The 3,388-nt window shown below is 51.2% G+C and carries 2 rRNA genes; both read left to right on the top strand.

What is annotated here, in order from left to right:
• Positions 1 to 194: 194 nt before the first annotated feature.
• Positions 195 to 3,086, top strand: a 23S ribosomal RNA gene (locus FGE05_RS29470).
• Between the two features lie 159 nt (positions 3,087 to 3,245).
• Positions 3,246 to 3,361, top strand: a 5S ribosomal RNA gene (rrf, locus tag FGE05_RS29465).
• Positions 3,362 to 3,388: the final 27 nt, after the last annotated feature.

The raw sequence follows: 3,388 nt of genomic DNA, 5'->3' as shown, positions 1-3,388 counted from the left end.
TGAATGTTGATTTCTAGTCTTTTGATTAGATCGTTCTTTAAAAATTTGGGTATGTGATAGAAAGATAGACTGAACGTTACTTTCACTGGTAACGGATCAGGCTAAGGTAAAATTTGTGAGTTGCTCTCATGAGCAAGATCGAATTTTCGGCGAATGTCGTCTTCACAGTATAACCAGATTGCTTGGGGTTATATGGTCAAGTGAAGAAGCGCATACGGTGGATGCCTTGGCAGTCAGAGGCGATGAAAGACGTGGTAGCCTGCGAAAAGCTTCGGGGAGTCGGCAAACAGACTTTGATCCGGAGATGTCTGAATGGGGGAACCCAGCCATCATAAGATGGTTATCTTGCACTGAATACATAGGTGCAAGAGGCGAACCAGGGGAACTGAAACATCTAAGTACCCTGAGGAAAAGAAATCAACCGAGATTCCCTTAGTAGTGGCGAGCGAACGGGGACTAGCCCTTAAGCTTCTTTGATTTTAGCGGAACGCTCTGGAAAGTGCGGCCATAGTGGGTGATAGCCCTGTACGCGAAAGGATCTTAGAAGTGAAATCGAGTAGGACGGAGCACGAGAAACTTTGTCTGAATATGGGGGGACCATCCTCCAAGGCTAAATACTACTGACTGACCGATAGTGAACTAGTACCGTGAGGGAAAGGCGAAAAGAACCCCGGAGAGGGGAGTGAAATAGATCCTGAAACCGTATGCGTACAAGCAGTGGGAGCCCACTTTGTTGGGTGACTGCGTACCTTTTGTATAATGGGTCAGCGACTTATTTTCAGTGGCGAGCTTAACCGAATAGGGGAGGCGTAGCGAAAGCGAGTCTTAATAGGGCGTCTAGTCGCTGGGAATAGACCCGAAACCGGGCGATCTATCCATGGGCAGGTTGAAGGTTAGGTAACACTGACTGGAGGACCGAACCGACTACCGTTGAAAAGTTAGCGGATGACCTGTGGATCGGAGTGAAAGGCTAATCAAGCTCGGAGATAGCTGGTTCTCCTCGAAAGCTATTTAGGTAGCGCCTCATGTATCACTGTAGGGGGTAGAGCACTGTTTCGGCTAGGGGGTCATCCCGACTTACCAAACCGATGCAAACTCCGAATACCTACAAGTGCCGAGCATGGGAGACACACGGCGGGTGCTAACGTCCGTCGTGAAAAGGGAAACAACCCAGACCGTCAGCTAAGGTCCCAAAGTTATGGTTAAGTGGGAAACGATGTGGGAAGGCTTAGACAGCTAGGAGGTTGGCTTAGAAGCAGCCACCCTTTAAAGAAAGCGTAATAGCTCACTAGTCGAGTCGGCCTGCGCGGAAGATGTAACGGGGCTCAAACCATACACCGAAGCTACGGGTATCACGTAAGTGATGCGGTAGAGGAGCGTTCTGTAAGCCTGTGAAGGTGAGTTGAGAAGCTTGCTGGAGGTATCAGAAGTGCGAATGCTGACATGAGTAACGACAATGGGTGTGAAAAACACCCACGCCGAAAGACCAAGGTTTCCTGCGCAACGTTAATCGACGCAGGGTTAGTCGGTCCCTAAGGCGAGGCTGAAAAGCGTAGTCGATGGAAAACAGGTTAATATTCCTGTACTTCTGGTTATTGCGATGGAGGGACGGAGAAGGCTAGGCCAGCTTGGCGTTGGTTGTCCAAGTTTAAGGTGGTAGGCTGAGATCTTAGGTAAATCCGGGATCTTAAGGCCGAGAGCTGATGACGAGTTACCCTTTGGGTGACGAAGTGGTTGATGCCATGCTTCCAAGAAAAGCTTCTAAGCTTCAGATAACCAGGAACCGTACCCCAAACCGACACAGGTGGTTGGGTAGAGAATACCAAGGCGCTTGAGAGAACTCGGGTGAAGGAACTAGGCAAAATGGCACCGTAACTTCGGGAGAAGGTGCGCCGGTGAGGGTGAAGCACTTGCTGCGTAAGCCCACGCCGGTCGAAGATACCAGGCCGCTGCGACTGTTTATTAAAAACACAGCACTCTGCAAACACGAAAGTGGACGTATAGGGTGTGACGCCTGCCCGGTGCCGGAAGGTTAATTGATGGGGTTAGCTAACGCGAAGCTCTTGATCGAAGCCCCGGTAAACGGCGGCCGTAACTATAACGGTCCTAAGGTAGCGAAATTCCTTGTCGGGTAAGTTCCGACCTGCACGAATGGCGTAACGATGGCGGCGCTGTCTCCACCCGAGACTCAGTGAAATTGAAATCGCTGTGAAGATGCAGTGTATCCGCGGCTAGACGGAAAGACCCCGTGAACCTTTACTATAGCTTTGCACTGGACTTTGAATTTGCTTGTGTAGGATAGGTGGGAGGCTTTGAAGCGTGGACGCCAGTCTGCGTGGAGCCATCCTTGAAATACCACCCTGGCAACTTTGAGGTTCTAACTCAGGTCCGTTATCCGGATCGAGGACAGTGTATGGTGGGTAGTTTGACTGGGGCGGTCTCCTCCTAAAGAGTAACGGAGGAGTACGAAGGTGCGCTCAGACCGGTCGGAAATCGGTCGTAGAGTATAAAGGCAAAAGCGCGCTTGACTGCGAGACAGACACGTCGAGCAGGTACGAAAGTAGGTCTTAGTGATCCGGTGGTTCTGTATGGAAGGGCCATCGCTCAACGGATAAAAGGTACTCCGGGGATAACAGGCTGATACCGCCCAAGAGTTCATATCGACGGCGGTGTTTGGCACCTCGATGTCGGCTCATCACATCCTGGGGCTGAAGCCGGTCCCAAGGGTATGGCTGTTCGCCATTTAAAGTGGTACGCGAGCTGGGTTTAGAACGTCGTGAGACAGTTCGGTCCCTATCTGCCGTGGACGTTTGAGATTTGAGAGGGGCTGCTCCTAGTACGAGAGGACCGGAGTGGACGAACCTCTGGTGTTCCGGTTGTCACGCCAGTGGCATTGCCGGGTAGCTATGTTCGGAAAAGATAACCGCTGAAAGCATCTAAGCGGGAAACTTGCCTCAAGATGAGATCTCACTGGAGCCTTGAGCTCCCTGAAGGGCCGTCGAAGACTACGACGTTGATAGGCAGGGTGTGTAAGCGCTGTGAGGCGTTGAGCTAACCTGTACTAATTGCCCGTGAGGCTTGACCATATAACACCCAAGCAATTTGCTGACCTGAAAGGGCACCAGATTGCGGTGTGTGAAGACGAAACGAACCGAAAGTTCGAACCGACTCAGCAGCAACACACAAACTATCGCATACCCATTCGCTGGAACGTGACCGCAAGGCACGCGCTGGCTACCGAATTTCTTGACGACCATAGAGCGTTGGAACCACCTGATCCCATCCCGAACTCAGAAGTGAAACGATGCATCGCCGATGGTAGTGTGGGGTTTCCCCATGTGAGAGTAGGTCATCGTCAAGATTAAATTCCGAAACCCCTATCTGCTGA

It is taken from the genome of Pseudomonas sp. ICMP22404, from assembly GCF_006227205.1.
Lineage (GTDB): Bacteria > Pseudomonadota > Gammaproteobacteria > Pseudomonadales > Pseudomonadaceae > Aquipseudomonas.
The sequence above is the reverse complement of the archived record's forward strand: the minus strand, read 5'-3'. Positions and strand labels throughout refer to the sequence as shown.